Source organism: Amycolatopsis decaplanina DSM 44594 (genome assembly GCF_000342005.1).
In the GTDB taxonomy this organism is placed as follows: domain Bacteria; phylum Actinomycetota; class Actinomycetes; order Mycobacteriales; family Pseudonocardiaceae; genus Amycolatopsis; species Amycolatopsis decaplanina.
In genome coordinates this window covers 270,440-284,944 of sequence record NZ_AOHO01000048.1, presented here as the reverse complement: position 1 = coordinate 284,944, position 14,505 = coordinate 270,440, and the positions used below count along the sequence as shown (strand labels likewise).

Genomic DNA, 14,505 nt, shown 5'->3' with positions numbered 1-14,505 from the left:
TTTGTGAAACTTCTGACGGGGGCGTGCGGTGGAGAAGGTCCGGTTCACCGAAGAGAAGGCGACGATGCTGGCCACCCTGTACGGCCGGGCGCTCGACGCCCGCAGCGACCGGCCGATCCTCGGCGACAAGGCCGCCGACGAGGCCGTCAAGCAGATCGACTACGACTTCGGCTCGCTCGGCGTGGACGACCAGCTCGGGCTGACCGTCGCGCTGCGGGCCAAGCCGATGGACGACTGGACCACGTCGTTCCTCCGGGAACACCCGGACGCGACCGTCGTCCAGCTCGGCTGCGGGATGGACAGCCGCGTGTACCGCGTCGACCCGCCGCCTTCGGTGCGGTGGTTCGACGTCGACTATCCCGAGGTCGTCGACCTGCGCGCCCGGATCTATCCCGCGCGGGACGGCTACCGGACCATCGGCTCGTCCGTGACGGACTTCGGCTGGATCGACGAGATCCCTTCGGACAAACCCGGTCTGGTGATCGCGGAGGGGCTGACGATGTATCTGCGGCCGTCCGAAGGCGAGGAATTGCTGCGGCGGCTGATCGCGCATTTCCCTCAGGGCGGCGAAATGGTCTTCGACACTTTCAGCAGGCTGGGGATCAAACTGCAGAAGCTTAATCCCGTGGTCCGCAAAGCCAAGGCGACGCTGTACTGGGGCATCGACGAGATCTCCGAACTGGAACGGCTCGGACTGACGCTGGTCTCGAAGCTCGACTCGACGGATTACGCGACGCCCGAGGTGAAGGACCGGCTTTCGGGGTCGATGCGGGCGCAGTTGTGGTTCGCGGGACTGTTCCCGGCGTTCAGGAAGATGGGGCGGATCCTGCGGTTCCGGTTCTGAGCGGCGAGGCCGCGGCGCTTCCGGGGTGTTGCGAGGTGGCGAGGGTGGGCGCCGCGTGTCACGAGAGGAGAGGCTTGGTGGCGCGGGTCGTGAGTGGCAAGTCGCGTTAGAACGTCACTTGCCACTCACGACCGCCTGGACCGATGTCTCACCACCAGAGGCCATGTCGCGAAAGCCACATTCGCGACGCCCGATGTCCCGAAAGTGGCTTTCGCGACGTTGGCGGTGGCGGACCGTGGTGGGCTCGTGAGTGGTAAGGACGGTTCTAACCGTCCTTACCACTCACGAGGCTGTCAGCGTGATTCAAGCACCCGCTCGACGAACCGGTGCAGCTTGTCCTCCAGCCGGGAGACGCGTTCCTCGAGGGTCAGCGTTTCCGTCGGCTGCGGCACGTCCGACTTGAGCTCCCCGCGGATGTACTGGCTGCACGCCAGATTCGCGCACGCGTAGATGCCGAGCGTGTTCCCCTCGCGCCCGAGTTTCCCGGCGCGGCGCCCGGAGAACAGCGCGATGCCGGACAGCGGATGTGTCGTCGTGCACAGGCCGCACATGTTGCTCAGCAGGACACGGCCCTTCGGCCGGGGCGCGGCGCGCAGGGACAGTCCGACGGTTTCCCCGCGGTACGGCAGCACGAGGTACGCCCGTGCGGCGGCCTTCGGATCGCGCCAGCCGAGGAATTCCCTTTTCTCCCAAGGGATCTCGTCCGGCCGGGCGGGCAGGGTGACCCCCTTGGCCTCGCCGCGCGTGCAGTTCACGAAGGACGCCCTGATCTCGTCCTGACCCAGCGGTTCCATGGCTGCAAGGTAGCCATCGGACACGGGAACTGGCGAACCGTTTTCCGCCGGAGGTCATACGATCACCTGGTGCGCGGGAGGACGATGTCGAGCCGGTTCCGGCTGGTGCTCAGGACCAGTCTCGGTTTCGCCGCGCTCGGCGTCGGGTCCAGTGTGTGCGGTGCCGGTGTCGTGGCGTTGCTGTTGCTCCTGCAGGGCCTGCCGAGCGAGGTCGGCGACCGCGGCTGGATCCTCGGGGTCACCGCGGCCGGGATCGTGGCGCTGTCGCTGGTGGCCGGCACCGTGTGGACGGCGTGGCTGCAGCGGCGCACCGCGGTCTGGTTCGTCTTCGGTCGCCCGCCGACGAGGGCCGAGGCCGCGCGGGCGCTCCGGCTCCCGGTCGACATGGGGATCGTGAGCGGGACGCTCTGGCTGATCGGCACGATCGTGCTCGGTTCACTCGCGCGGGTGCTCGGGTCCTGGATGGACGCGCTGGGGATGGCGCTGGTGATCGGGCTCGGCGGGCTGACCACGGTCGGCCTCACCTATCTCGCCGCCGAATGGGTCGCCCGTCCGGTGATGACGATCGCGCTCAAGGTGACCCCGCCGAAGGGGACCCTCAAGGTCACCGTGCTGACCAGGGTGGTCGTCACCTGGTCGCTGGCGAGCGGCGTCCCGTTCCTCGGTGTGCTGCTGGTGGCCGCGCCACCGGATCTCGGCCAGGGCGACCACGTCGCGAGCCTGATCATGCTTTCGGTGATCGGGCTGGGCGTCGGCGCGATCGGGACGGGGCTGCTCGCGAAGGCCGTCGCGACGCCGCTGCACCGGTTGCGGATCGCGCTCGACGAGATCGCGCGCGGCAACAAGGAGATCGTGGTCGAGGTCGACGACTCCAGCGAGATCGGCCTGCTGCAGACCTCGGTCAACGACCTCGCCGCCGGGCTTCGCGAGCAGGAGCGGATGCGGGATCTCTTCGGCAGGCACGTCGGGGACGAGGTCGCGAGGCACGCGCTCGAGTACGGCGCCTCCCTTTCGGGTGATGTGCGTGAGGTGACGGCGCTGTTCGTCGACGTCGTCGATTCGACGGCCCTGGCGAGCCGCACCCCGCCCGAAGACCTCGTGAAGATGCTCAACCGGTTCTTCACCAGCGTGGTGCACGCGGTCGGGGCGCGCGGCGGGCTGGTCAACAAGTTCCAGGGTGACGCCGCGCTCTGCGTCTTCGGCGCCCCGACCCGGCTCGCGGACGCGCCCACGGCGGCGCTCGCGGCCGCGCGGGCGATCCGGGACGCCGTCCAGGCGGCCGGCGAGCTGGACCTCGGCATCGGCGTCGCGAGCGGGCGGGTTTTCGCCGGTCAGCTGGGGACCAGCAGCCGATTCGAGTACACCGTCATCGGCGACGCGGTCAACGAGGCCGCGCGCCTGACCGAGCACGCGAAATCCGCCGGCGGCCGGATCCTGGCGAGCGAAGCGGTGCTCAAGGCCGCTTTGGAGAGCGAGCGCTCGCACTGGGGGCCGTACGCGGAACTCGAGCTGCGCGGACGCCGGGAACCGACGCCCGCCTGGGAGGCGAGCGCGCTCAGCCCGGAATGACGTCCGGCCAGCGCAGCAGCGTCGAGCCCCAGGTGAGCCCGGCCCCGAAGGCCCCCATCACGACGCGGTGCCCCGGCTGGAGCGTGCCGTCCTTGACCGCGTCGGCCAGCGCGATCGGGATCGACGCGGCGCTCGTGTTGCCCACCTTCCCGATGTTCGAATACATCACGTCTTCCGCGAGCCCGAGCTGCTTCGCGCAGGTCTGCAGGATGCGGATGTTGGCCTGGTGCCCGACGAACCGGTCGATGTCGCCGACCATCCAGCCCGCGGAATCCAGCACCGCGCGCGCCGATTCGGCCATCCGGGCACAGGCGTGCCGGAAGACGGTCTGGCCCTGCATCACCAGGTAGTGGTCACGCGGGTCGTCCGAGCGGCGGTTCTTCGCCCCGCCCGCCTCGACCCAGAGCAGTTCCGCGAGCTCGCCTTCGCTGTGCAGGTCGAACGGGCCGAGCGCGCCGAGTTCGCCGGGGTCACCCGCGCGCAGCAGGGCGGCGCCCGCGCCGTCGCCGAAGATCGGCACCGTGCCGCGGTCTTCGGGGTCGACGAGCGAGGTGAAGACGTCGGCACCGATCACCAGCACCCGCCGCGCGATCCCGGCGGCGATCAGTCCGGCGCCGGTGGCGAGCCCGTAGACGAACCCGCTGCACACGGCGTTGACGTCGAAGGCGGCGACACCGTTCAGCCCGAGCCCGGTCGCGACCTGCGGCGCGCTGGCCGGGCACAGCTGGTCCGCCGTCGACGTCGCGAGCACGACGGCGTCCGCTCCGGTCTCCCCCGCCGACGCCAGCGCCCGGCGCCCCGCCTCGACCGCGAGGTCCACAGTGGACGTCCCGGGGTCGACGACCCGGCGTTCGGCGATGCCGGTCCGCGAGCGGATCCACTCATCGGAGGTGTCCAGCCGCTGGGCGATCTCCTCGTTGCCCACCACGCGCGGAGGCAGCCAAGAGCCGAGACCGGCGAGAACGGCCGCCTGAAATGAGGACACCAAGAAATCCTTTCGCGGGGGAATCAGAGGCCTGCCATTCACTTGTAAGCGCTACCATTCAGTAGACCCGTCAGTTGTGTTCCGGGTCACAATTCGCAGAATTCTAACCGTCGCCCGAGCGGCCTGCGGCATGGCCCACACCGCTAGGCGTGTTTCGTAAGTCTGTTCGATGGGCTTCGTGATCCAGGTGGTTCCTGGCGGTGCCATCTAAGAGCAGGCGCCACGGAGAGGCCTCCGGTTAGCCTGAACCGGTGCACACACCCGACCTCGACCACCTGGACGTCGCCATCCTCGCCTGCCTGCAGTCCGACGCCCGCACGATCGCCGAGCACATCGGCGCGAAGGTGGGCCTGTCGGCGGCCGCCGTGCAGCGGCGGATCAAGCGGCTGCGCGAGACCGGGGTGATCGAACGCGAGGTGGCGGTGCTGTCGCCGCGGGCGCTCGGGCTGTCGATGACGTTCGTGGTGATGGTCGAGATGGAACGGGAGAACCTCACGGTGCTCGACGGGTTCCGCCGTCAGGTGCTCGCGGACGACAACGTCCAGCAGTGCTACTACGTCACCGGCAACGCGGACTTCGTGCTCGTGGTGACCTGCCGGGACATGGCGGATTTCGAGACGTTCACGCGGCGGATGTTCTTCGACAACCCGAACGTGCGGCACTTCACGACGTCGGTGGCGATGGACCGGGTCAAAACGGGACTGTCCCTGCCGCTGGCCCCCTGAGGTCCAAAAAGGACGCCTTGACGTCGTCACCACGGGTATCGGCCCGAACGCAAGCGGTCTGTGCCCGGCGTTACACCACTGTGGACATATGCAGCCGATAGCGTGAACGTGGCGACAGTCGCGTCATCCGGCCCGTGTCCGGCCATCTCCTCCCCGAGACGAAAAGTTCGCGCCGCGCGAACCACGAGCATCTGAGGAGTGGCCGTGCACACCGACGCAATTCACCAGAGCCAGTTCGTTCTGCTGAACAACAGCAGCACGCCCGTTCTCTCCCGTCTGTCCTTCCACGCCGGAGAACCGTTCGCGGTCGCCGTGTCGTTCCGGACGGAGCGCGGCCGGTGGGTCGAGTGGACCTTCGCGCGTGAGCTGCTCGTCACCGGTCTCACCGACCCCTCCGGACTCGGCGACGTCCGCGTCCGCCCCGACCTCTCCGAGGACGAGGCGATGCTGACGCTCGAAATCGAGTCACCCGACGGTTACGCGTCGTTCGAGCTCGAGCGTGAGGACGTGGAGACGTTCCTCGAATCCACTTACGAGCTGGTCCCGCTCGGCACCGAAAGCGAGCACTTCGACGTCGAGGCGCTGATCGAAGAAATCAGTAACGTTTAAGGCCGCCCGCGGGACGGATGAAAGACGAAGGGCGGCCCGAGTGCGCTGGAGGCACTCGGTCCGCCCTTCGTCGGTGTTCACGGTCCCCCGATGACCGGGGCCGAGGTCAGCCGAGGACCAGGGAGGTCCCGGTCGCGGACAACGCCGGCCGGACCGGGAAGAAGTACGTCACCGAGCTGTTGCCGCCGGAGAGCATGCCCTGGGCCTGGTTGCCCGCGATGAACGAGCCGCCGGAGTCGCCCGCCTGCGAGCGGACGTTGGTGGCGGTCATGCCGTAGACGGTGCCTTCGGCGTAGCGGACGGTCTGGTTCTTGGCGCCGACGGTGCCGCAGGTCCAGCCGGTGGTCGAACCGGACTTGCAGACCGACGCGCCGGTGGCCGCCACGGTCGAACCGCTCACTCGGGTGCCGTTGTTGATGATGCCGCGCGGCACCCAGTTGCTGTTGACCCGGACGTGTCCGTAGTCGTTGGTCGGGAAGCTGACGCGGGCGAACGAGCCCATCGCGACCTGGTTGGAGCCGGTCACCGTGCCCGGGCCGCAGTGCCCGGCGGTGAGGAAGCCGCCGTTGACCGAGAATCCGATCGAGCAGCGAGAAGAGCTGTTGATGTAGTACGCGTCGCCGCCGCGGACGTCGTACTTCAGGGTCGGCACCCCGGTGGTCTCGACCACCGCGACGGCGGCCTTGTCCACACCGGTCTTCTCCAGGTACGAGTCGACGACGCCGCTCTTGCCCGGCAGGACGTTCACCGTCACGCGGTTGGTCTTGGTGTCGACGCCCCAGCCGGTGATCGCGCCGTCCGCCGCGCGTTCACCCGCGTTCAGTTTGTCCACAGTGGAATCGAGCTGGGCGGCCGAGAAACGGACGAGTTCCGCTTCCGCGCCGCTGGCGAGGACCTGGCCCAGCTTCGCCGCGTCCGTCACGCCGACGCGGAGCTTGCCGGTGGCCTCGTTGTAGCTCGCGCCGCCGAAGCTGCCGGCGAGTGCCGAGGCGAGTGACTGTTCGAGCGTGCCGGCGGCGGTCTCGCTCTGGATCCGGGCGAGTGCCTGGTCGGAGGTCAGGCCGAGGTCCCGTTGCAGGGCGGGAACCATCTCGGCGTTGAGCAGGGTGACTGAAGACGCTGAGGACGCTGCCGCGGGGGTACCCGTGACGAGCGCGCCGGTGGCCAATGCCGCCGTGGCGGCCACACCGAGGAGCTTCGTGATCTTCATGCTTCTCCCTCGTCATCACGCACGGCTCCGGTTCGCCATGCGATAGCCCTCCCCCGATGGGTGAGAGTTCTGGACCAGGACGAAGCTCGCAATCCGGGTCGGAGCGGAGTAGGTATACCCATTCTTCGGGAACCGAATCCGCTGCTCCACGGGTGGCCACCTAGCGCAGGCACCCGGACGGGCACGTCCGTAAGTAGGGTTTCGGAGCGAATACCTTGCGTAGTCATTGCCTCCCCCTGAACGTGGGATGAATCGCCGAATCGGGTTTATCGCCGATGTTTCGAGTGTCCGGTGATTTTCCAACCGAAGATCCGTCGTCCAACCGGTGACGCTGCGTCGGCGGACGACCTCGCGGGGTGCCCGTGGTGTCCGTGTTGGGTGGTTTACGACCGGGTAGGCAGTGCTTAGGCTCCGCAGGACAACGCACAAGATCGTGTCGGGCTCAGCGGGAACTCCCCACCGAGGAGCGCATGATGTGGCTTGCCACCCCTCGCCCGACCTCGGTTTCGGTCCGCGCCGGATCGACGGCACTCGTGGGCCGCGACGTCGAGGTCTCGGTGATCGTGAAGATCCTGCTGCGCCGTCCCGCAGCCGTGCTGATCGAAGGCGAACCCGGGATGGGCCGCAGCAGACTGCTCGAAGAACTGGCCGGACGCCGTGAGTTCGCGGCGGGCCGGGTGCTCTCGGGCGCCTGTCAGCCGATGCGCGAGCCGTTCCCGTTCGGACCGGTGCTCGAAGCGCTGCGTTCGGCGGGCGACCGGCCGCTCGGCCCGCTCAGCCCGGTCGCCGGGGTGCTGAGACCCTTGCTGCCCGAACTCGCGGAAAGCCTTCCACCCCAACCGGAACCGCTCGCCGACCCGTGCGCCGAACGGCACCGCCAGTTCCGCGCCGTCCGCGAACTCCTGATCGCCTGCGGGCCCGCGCTCGTCCTGATCGACGACCTCCAGTGGGCCGACGAAGGCACCCGTGACCTCATGCGGTTCCTCGCCGCGGCCATGCCCGCGGAACTGGCCGTCGTCGCGGCGTACCGGACCGGCTCGCCGTCGGCGCACGGAAGCGCCGGCATCCCGTTCCGCACGCGGGCGAACGTCCAGACCGCCCGGGTGACGCTGGGCCCGCTCGACGTCGAAGCCGTCGGGAAGCTGGCGGAGGAACTACTGGGCCTGCCGAGGGTTTCCGCGCCCTTCACCGCGAAGCTCCACGAAAGCACCGCCGGGATCCCGTTCGTGGTCGAGGAGACCCTGCGGGCACTGCGGGACGCGGCCGGACGGCTGCCGATCGGCGAAGTGCTCTCGGACCGGCTGCTGGAAAGCCTCGAAGTCCCGATCTCGCTGCGCGAAGCCATCACCGAACGGCTCGACGCGCTGCCGGAACCCGCCGTCCGGCTGGCCCGCGCGGCGGCGGTGCTCGCCGTCCCGTCCGAACCGGCGGTGATCGGCGAACTCGCCCGCCTCGACGACGACGCCCTCCGCGTCGCCCTTTTGTCCACTTTGGATGGCGGCGTCCTCGGCGAACTCGGCGGCGACCGCTACGGCTTCCGGCATCCGTTGGCCCGCAAAGCCGTCTACGACACGATAAGCGGGCCGGAGCGGACACTGCTGCATTCGCGCGCCATCCAGGTGCTCGCCGTTCAGCCGGTCCCGCCACTGACTCTGCTGGCGAACCACTCCCGCGCGGCGGGCCGGACCGAACAGTGGCGCCACTACGCCGAAGCCGCCGCCGACGAGGCCATCGCCCACGGTGACACGTCACGCGCCATCGACCTGCTCCAGTCCGTGCTGGCCGAGGCGGGACTCGGCGAGGACGACATCGCCCGGCTTGCCACGAAACTCAGCCAGGTCGCGCTGCGCGGGTTCCGCCCGGACGTCATCGAGACACTGGAGCGGATCCTCGAAGACCTCACCGACCTGCGCCCGAGCGTGCGCGGGACGATCCGGCTCAGCCTCGGGATGCTGCTGGTCCGCACGATCGGACGGCTCGGCCGCGGCCGGGTCGAGGTGGAGAAGGCGATCACCGAACTGGTCGACGAGCCGGAACTGGCCGCGCGCGGGATCAACCTGCTCGCCCAGCCGATCGACGGGCTGACCCCGTTGTCCTGGCACGAGGTCTGGATGGACCGGGCCCGCGAGGTCTTCGACCGGATCGAAGACCCGGAACTGCGGCTCGCGCTCCTCGGCGACCGGATCTCCATCCAGGCGCATATCGGCGACGGGTCGGCCTGGACCGAATTCATCGAATTGCCGGACCAGGGCAGCAGCGTCGCCGAACGAGTCCAGCTGGCGCGGCTGTGGTGCAACCTCGCCGACGCGCAGTCCTGGGCCGGGCACCTTGCCAGGGCGGAAAAGCTGGTCACGGAAGGAATCCGCCGCGCGACCGACGCCGGCGCGCTCTACGCCGCCGGCCTCGCGCAAGGCACCCGCGTCCGGCTCGACTGGGTGCGCGGCGACTGGTCCGGGCTCGCGGAGGCCACCGAACAGCTGCGCGACGGCTATCCCGACCTCGGCCCGATCGTCATGGAATCCTCGCTCGTGCTCGGTGGACTGGCCGCCGTGCGCGGGGAATTCGCCGCCGCGCAACGACATCTGGCCGCGGCGAGCGTGCACGCCCCGGAACACGGGCCCATCCCTGTCGTCCTTTCGGCGGCCGGGATCCTGATCCGGGTGCTCCTCGCGACGGACGACGTCGACGGGGCGTGCGCGGCGGCCGACAACGCCGTCACGGCGGCCCGGCGCAAGGGCGTCTGGGTGTGGGCGGCGGCGCTGGTCCCCGCCGCGGCCGAGGCCTACACGCGGGCCGGGCGCTGGTCGGAGGCGGACGCCGTGGTCGAGGAATTCGCACGGGGCGTCGAAGGCAAGGACTCGCCGGTCTCCCGGGCCGCACTGCTCGCCGGCCGGGCGATCCTGCTCGACGCGCGCGGCAAACATCCCGCCGCGGCAACGGTTTTCGACGAAGCGGCGGCGGGCTACGAGGCACTGCCGATGCCGTATCAGGCCATCGGCGCCCGGGAGCGGGCGGCGTTGTGTCGTCTCAACGCGGGCCGTCTCACCGCCGGCACCCGCCCGGCGATCGAGGAGCTCGCGGCGGCCGCGGAGGCCTACGAGCGGCTCGGCGCGACCAGGGACGCCGGCCGCTGCCGTCACCAGCTGCGGGAACACGGCGCGTGGGCGCCCTCGCAGCGCGGGCGGCGCGGTTACGGCCAGGAGCTTTCGCCCCGTGAGCTCGAGGTCGCGCGGATGCTTTCCGACGGGCGCACGAATCGGGAGATAGCGGACGGATTGTTCCTTTCCCCGCGCACCGTGGAACAGCACGTCGCGAAGGTTCTGCGGAAACTCGGGGCCCGTTCGCGGACGGACGTGGCCCGCCGGATGACGACTTACGCGCCCGCTGCGGTCGAGCGGTAGCATCGCCGGTGAACGGCCGTTATTCCTTTAGGGGCAGGAAAAGTGCCCGATCGGGCACTGTGATCCATTCCATCGGGTTCAGCGGTGTTCGTATGGTTCCGTACAGTCATGCGCTGTGCTAGTTTGTTTTGGCCATTAACAAAGTCGGCCCCCTCTATGCAGGTCAGCCGACCGTGACGGGGTACGGCCCCCGTGAGGGAGTAGCGCAGAAGCATGGCTGAGCGAGCCGATTTCGCGCTGGGGACGGTCGAGGCGACAGTGGTCGGGCAGGCGCTGGGCGTCGATGTCCGCTTGTTTCCCTTGCGCGTCCAGAACACTTCGATCGACCCGGAGCGGTATGCCGCGATCATCCGGAGGGTCTACACCGATCTCGAACAGCGCCGCCTGTCGGTCAACGGCGAGCTGAACCAGGCCGTCCGCACCGCGTTCGCGCTGCTGGGGAACCACCGGATCACCGTTTCGATCAACGGCATCGACGGCCTCGGCCAGGACATCGCCGTCCTCACCCTCACCGACGGCAGGCAGGCGCTCGGCATCACGCAGGCCCACGGCGAAGACCTCCTGCAGTTCGCGCTCTTCTCCGACGAAGAGCTGGTCGAGGTTCTCTCCGGGGTGCTGCCGCGGATGCGCCCCGCGTCGACCGGCCGCCGCACGATCGTGCAGAAGGAGGAGCGCGCCGTCTCCGCGATGGCCGCGCGCCGCCAGGCCGAGGCCGAGTTCGACGAGGAGGAGACCGACGCGTTCGGCAACCTCCAGTTCACCGGCGTCGTCCGCGCCCGGCCGGAGGCCCCGGCCCCGCGCGACGACGAGAGCGACCTCGAGGTCTTGGAGAAGGTGCTGTCCGGACCCCGCCTCGGCGGCGGGTACATCATCGTGAGCGGTATCGGCCGCCGCGGCGAGCGGCTCCGGTCGACGCCGTTGAGCTGGCTCGACACCGAAGACGGCCGGTACCTGGTCTGGACCGAGACCGACGAAGCCTCCGGCGCCGTGATCGGCCACTACGACCCGGCCAGTCAGTCGGGCGTGGCGAACGCGATCCGGGAAGCCATCGCTGACATCTACTGACCTTCCTGACCCCGGCGAGAGGATCTTCCGTTGACCGAGGAAGCACAAGAACTGAAGCCGGCGGCGGCGTGGGCCCCGGTAAAGGTCGGGCTCGCCGGCGCGCAGCTGAAGCGCATGGCGGTGCAGGGCGGCTTCGCCGTCGACGAGAGCACCGGCCAAGAGATGATCCGTTCACTCCAAGGCGTGATCGACAGCCTCGAAGAGCGCTGGAGCGCGCTGACCAAGCTGCAGAAGTCGCCGCCGATGAGCTCCACCGCGACCGCCCGCTGGGTGTCCGAGCACATGCACGGCACCGCGACGGACGCGCAGGGCCTGCTCACCCAGCTCCAGGCCGCTCGCGCCGAGTTCCCGACCTACGTCGAGGCGATCGAACTCGCGAAGCGGAACTACCGGGAACGCGACAGCGAGAACCAGCGTGAACTGAAGCGGATCGACACCGAGATCTGAAGGAGAGACCCGTGACCGAATCCGCGGAGAAGACGGCGAAGGTCTCCGACCCGAACTCGCCCGACTACAACAAGCTCGACCCGTTCTACGACCCCACGGCCGACTCGTCGTCCCAGTACTACGTCGGGCCGCTGGCCGACAAGGCCGCGTCCGGTGACGAGATCCGGGCCGGGGCCTCGGCCGGGACCGACCTCATCTTCAACCTCCTCGGCTGGGGTGACACGGCGCTCAACGGCTTCAAGGACAAGTTCACTCAGAAGATGTACGAGGGGCAGCTGGAGAAGGCGCGCGAGGGTCTCGAGAAAGACCTGGAGATCCGTAAACCCGGCAACCCGCCGTCCACGGTCTGGGCCAACGCCACCCACGAGCAGATGCAGTCCGCGATCGCGGACAACGCGGATCCGGCCGCGGTGGCCGAGACCTCCGAAGAGTGGGTCCGGGCGGGCAACGACCTGGCCGCGCATCAGCGCAACCTGGCGAAGGCGATCAACGCGAGCACGGCCAACTGGGAGGGCGAGGGCGGCGACGCGGCCCGCGAGCACCTCGCCGGTGTCGGCAAATGGCTCGGCTCGACCGCGAACGGCGCGACACTGGCCGGGCGGCAACAGCAGATCCACTCGCAGACGCTCAACGAGACGCAGAAGCAGATGGCGGCGAACCCGCCGGTGGCGTTCAGCGTGCAGGAGGCCAACGCCAACCTGCAGACGATCACCGACCCGCACCAGTACATGGCGCAGCTCGGCAAGGACCTCGCCACCTTCAAGAAGCAGCAGGACGCGCGGGATCAGGCCGCGAAGGTGATGACCGAATTCGACACCACGGTCGGTTCGGCGATCGCCACCCCGGCGTTCCCCGCCCCGCCGAAGCTGCCGACGGCGCAGGCGACCAGGCAGTTGCAGGGCACCCCCGCCGGCGGTGGCGCGGGTTCGCCCGCCGCGCTTCGCGACCGGATGGCGCCCGAAGGCGCCGACGGCACGCAGCAGCCCAGCCCGTTCAACGTGGGCTCGGACCGTACGCGCCCGGACGGCCTCGTCGCTTCGATGGACGGGACCCCGCAGGGCGGGACCGGTGGTCCCGGCGGTGTGTCGCCGTTCAACTCGCCGAACGGCGGACCGGGCGGCGGTCCTGGTGGAGGTCCCGGCGGCTTCCCCGGTGGCGGTGGTCCCGGCGGCGTCCCCGGTGGTGGCGGCCCCGGTTCCAGCCCCACCATGCCCAACATCAACATCCCGAACGGGCCGACCGGCGGCGAGACCTACAAGCCCGCGGCGTCGTCGGGCCCCAATCTCCCGAACATGCCCAAGATCGACGACAGCACGCGCACCACGGGCTACACACCGCCGTCCGTTTCGCCGCCGTCGTTCACCCCGCCGAACATCCCCATCCCGGAGAGCGGCGGCCCCCGCCCCGGTGGCGGTCTTCCGTACACGCCGCCGAACATCCCGCCGAACATCAACATCCCGAACGGGCCCACCGGCGGGCCGAGGCCGGTCATGCCGAACACCCCGCCGATGCCGCGTCCCGGTGGCATCGGCGAGCGGCTCGGCGGCCCCTCGTTCCCGGACGGCAACTCGTACAAGGGCACGCCGTACAACCCGCCCAAGCTGGGCATGCCGAACATCCCGGGCGGTGGTGGTACCGGCGGCACCGGTGGTTTCGGTGGCGGCGGTACCGGCGCGGGTGGCGCGGGTGCCGGTGGTCTCGGCGGCGCCGGACGGGCGACGGGCTCGCTCGGCATGGGCGGCGCCGTCGGCGCGGGTGCGATGGACGCCGAGGCGGCCGCGGCCCGCGCGGCCGGTTCCGGTGGCAAGCCGGGTACCCCCGGCGGCATGGGCCCGATGGGCGGCATGGCGCCCGGTGCCGGCAAGGGTCAGGGCCAGGAGGACAAGGAGCACAAGGTCGCCGACTACGTCGAATCCGACGACCCGTCCTTCTTCGCCGCCGACGAGGTCGTGGCGCCGCCGGTGATCGGTGACTGGAAGAACAAGGACTGGAAGTGACGGCTTCGTTCGAGGTCGATCCGGACGACCTGACCGCGCACGCGAGTCATCTCGAAGGGCTCGTGGACCGGCTGAACACCGCGCACGGTGCGACCGGTTCGGCGATGTCGCCGGACGCGTACGGCCTGCTGTGCGCGTTCCTGCCCCCGATCGTCAACCCGGCGGGCGAACGCGCGGCGGAGACGATCAAGGCGGCCGCGGAAGGCATCCAGTCGACGGCGGACAACGTCCGCACCGCGGCCAAGTCCTATGTAGACGGTGACAAGACCAACGCGGAACCGTTCGAGGCGGACTTCAAGGCCTTGGACATCGGAGGAAAGAAGTGACCGGCGGGAACGAGCTCGGCGAGCTCATGCTGGACCCCGAGGAGGCCCAGCGCAAAATGGACCGATGGGCCGCGGGGCTGGAGGAAAAGGCCCAGCGCTACGCGGCCGCCCAGGAGCGGACGGAGCAGCTGCGGCTGACCGCGTCCAGCTCCGACGGCGCCGTGAAGGTCACCGTCGGGGCGGACGGCGGCGTGACGGACATCGAGTTCGGGAACAAGGCCAGGACGTATCCGCTGGAGGAACTGTCGCGGCAGATCCTGCAGACCATGCACCAGGCGCAGGCCGGGATCGCGGGCCAGGTCGCCGAGGTCATGCAGGAATCGCTCGGCGACGAGGACCAGGAGACCAGGGCGCTGATGATCGGCACCCTGCGCAGCCGCTTCCCCGAGATCGAAGAGGAAGAGCCTCCGTCTCCACCATCCGCTCCCCCCGCGTCGTCCGCCGACGCACCGCCTCCGCCGCAGGCGCCTCGCGAGAAGCGCCACGAAGCACCGGACGACGAGGACAACTCACCCTGGTGAGGTGCTCGTTCC

Annotated in this window: 13 protein-coding genes; 10 read left to right on the top strand and 3 right to left on the bottom strand. The window is 69.6% G+C overall.

Features of this window, described 5'->3' with window-relative positions:
- Positions 1-28 precede the first annotated feature (28 nt).
- Positions 29-844, top strand: a complete 816-nt coding sequence (locus H074_RS13905) for a class I SAM-dependent methyltransferase (protein ID WP_007030685.1) — start codon at positions 29-31, stop codon at positions 842-844.
- Positions 845-1,137: 293 nt separating this feature from the next.
- On the opposite strand, the gene H074_RS13900 is transcribed toward H074_RS13905, so the two are convergent.
- Positions 1,138-1,638 (bottom strand): FBP domain-containing protein, encoded by a 501-nt coding sequence (locus tag H074_RS13900; RefSeq protein WP_007030684.1) that lies wholly within the window; start codon positions 1,636-1,638, stop codon positions 1,138-1,140.
- Positions 1,639-1,722: 84 nt separating this feature from the next.
- On the opposite strand from H074_RS13900, the gene H074_RS13895 reads away from it, so the two are divergent.
- Positions 1,723-3,207: an adenylate/guanylate cyclase domain-containing protein gene (locus tag H074_RS13895; RefSeq protein WP_007030683.1), complete on the top strand. Its 1,485-nt coding sequence runs from the start codon at positions 1,723-1,725 to the stop codon at positions 3,205-3,207.
- On the opposite strand, the gene H074_RS13890 is transcribed toward H074_RS13895, so the two are convergent.
- Complete coding sequence (locus H074_RS13890; protein WP_007030682.1) at positions 3,194-4,192, bottom strand: beta-ketoacyl-ACP synthase III; 999 nt, start codon at positions 4,190-4,192, stop codon at positions 3,194-3,196. The genes H074_RS13895 and H074_RS13890 overlap by 14 nt on opposite strands.
- Positions 4,193-4,443: 251 nt before the next feature.
- On the opposite strand from H074_RS13890, the gene H074_RS13885 reads away from it, so the two are divergent.
- Together H074_RS13885 and H074_RS13880 are read left to right on the top strand one after the other, a co-directional pair.
- Complete coding sequence (locus tag H074_RS13885) at positions 4,444-4,917, top strand: Lrp/AsnC family transcriptional regulator (protein WP_007030681.1); 474 nt, start codon at positions 4,444-4,446, stop codon at positions 4,915-4,917.
- A gap of 204 nt (positions 4,918-5,121) precedes the next feature.
- On the top strand, positions 5,122-5,526 hold the full coding sequence (locus tag H074_RS13880) for an SsgA family sporulation/cell division regulator (protein ID WP_039922542.1): 405 nt from the start codon (positions 5,122-5,124) through the stop codon (positions 5,524-5,526).
- Positions 5,527-5,632: 106 nt separating this feature from the next.
- Here the strand turns inward: H074_RS13880 and H074_RS13875 are convergent, their stop codons facing one another.
- Positions 5,633-6,736: a S1 family peptidase gene (locus H074_RS13875; protein WP_007030679.1), complete on the bottom strand. Its 1,104-nt coding sequence runs from the start codon at positions 6,734-6,736 to the stop codon at positions 5,633-5,635.
- Positions 6,737-7,209: 473 nt separating this feature from the next.
- On the opposite strand from H074_RS13875, the gene H074_RS13870 reads away from it, so the two are divergent.
- The 6 genes from H074_RS13870 to H074_RS13845 all read left to right on the top strand — a co-directional run bounded on the left by H074_RS13870 (position 7,210) and on the right by H074_RS13845 (position 14,493).
- The gene (locus tag H074_RS13870; RefSeq protein WP_007030678.1) at positions 7,210-10,137 is read left to right on the top strand and encodes a helix-turn-helix transcriptional regulator; all 2,928 of its coding nucleotides are present in this window, start codon (positions 7,210-7,212) and stop codon (positions 10,135-10,137) included.
- A 213-nt stretch (positions 10,138-10,350) separates the two neighbouring features.
- Complete coding sequence (locus H074_RS13865) at positions 10,351-11,202, top strand: ESX secretion-associated protein EspG (protein WP_007030677.1); 852 nt, start codon at positions 10,351-10,353, stop codon at positions 11,200-11,202.
- A 30-nt stretch (positions 11,203-11,232) separates the two neighbouring features.
- Positions 11,233-11,649, top strand: a complete 417-nt coding sequence (locus H074_RS13860; protein WP_007030676.1) for a hypothetical protein — start codon at positions 11,233-11,235, stop codon at positions 11,647-11,649.
- An 11-nt stretch (positions 11,650-11,660) separates the two neighbouring features.
- Positions 11,661-13,646, top strand: a complete 1,986-nt coding sequence (locus tag H074_RS13855; protein ID WP_007030675.1) for a WXG100 family type VII secretion target — start codon at positions 11,661-11,663, stop codon at positions 13,644-13,646.
- Positions 13,643-13,972, top strand: coding sequence for a type VII secretion target (locus tag H074_RS13850; RefSeq protein ID WP_007030674.1), 330 nt, complete (start codon positions 13,643-13,645; stop codon positions 13,970-13,972). The genes H074_RS13855 and H074_RS13850 overlap by 4 nt, the downstream gene beginning before the upstream one ends.
- Positions 13,969-14,493: a YbaB/EbfC family nucleoid-associated protein gene (locus H074_RS13845; RefSeq protein ID WP_007030673.1), complete on the top strand. Its 525-nt coding sequence runs from the start codon at positions 13,969-13,971 to the stop codon at positions 14,491-14,493. Before H074_RS13850 ends, H074_RS13845 begins: the two co-directional genes overlap by 4 nt.
- The last annotated feature ends 12 nt before the right edge of the window (positions 14,494-14,505 follow it).

Excerpts from the sequence above, each read along its gene's own strand:
- H074_RS13900 (WP_007030684.1), bottom strand. The coding sequence starts at position 1,638 with ATGGAACCGCTGGGTCAGGACGAGATCAGGGCGTCCTTCGTGAACTGC.
- H074_RS13895 (WP_007030683.1), top strand. The coding sequence starts at position 1,723 with ATGTCGAGCCGGTTCCGGCTGGTGCTCAGGACCAGTCTCGGTTTCGCC.
- H074_RS13875 (WP_007030679.1), bottom strand. The coding sequence starts at position 6,736 with ATGAAGATCACGAAGCTCCTCGGTGTGGCCGCCACGGCGGCATTGGCC.
- H074_RS13870 (WP_007030678.1), top strand. The coding sequence starts at position 7,210 with ATGTGGCTTGCCACCCCTCGCCCGACCTCGGTTTCGGTCCGCGCCGGA.
- H074_RS13865 (WP_007030677.1), top strand. The coding sequence starts at position 10,351 with ATGGCTGAGCGAGCCGATTTCGCGCTGGGGACGGTCGAGGCGACAGTG.